General features: G+C 65.7%; 1 pseudogene. It reads right to left on the bottom strand.

Annotated features, from left to right (window positions below):
- Nucleotides 1-474 (bottom strand): annotated as a pseudogene (locus AC1DKD_RS42020) (3-hydroxybenzoate 4-monooxygenase); the annotation flags it as partial.

The raw sequence follows: 474 nt of genomic DNA, 5'->3' as shown, positions 1-474 counted from the left end.
GCTGGTAGATGACCTTCAGGTCGAACCACGCATCCGGGTCGGCGCCGGAAGGGGTGGCGGCCAGCGGGGACTCCGGGGAGTCCGTGAACCAGGCGGCAAGCTTGTCGGTGGCCGAATTGGTACCGGGAAGCGCGGGGTCGGCGAAGACGTAGATCCGCCAGCGGCCGTCAGCGGTGGCGTGGTGGCCCAGATGGAGCGGGTTGGTGTCCCCCACGCGGACCACGGGCGCGGACTTGAAGCGTTTGCCCACGGGGAATCCTGCGGCCAGGTCCTGGTGCTCGCTGCTGCCCACAATCAGGGACGGCGTGTACTGGGTCATGAACCCGGCAGGGAATTCCGCGGTCTGTACGTAGAAGTCCTCGAGGTCGGAGGGGTGCTCGAACTCCTCCGGCTTCTTSGCCATCAKSGTKGACCATTCCTTGTCGAAGTCGATGAGGTTCTTGGCCACCACCTGGCGTTCCTCGGAGTACGTGG

This window comes from Cupriavidus sp. 05T313 (genome assembly GCF_056396665.1).
This window is presented reverse-complemented; position numbering and strand designations above follow the sequence as displayed.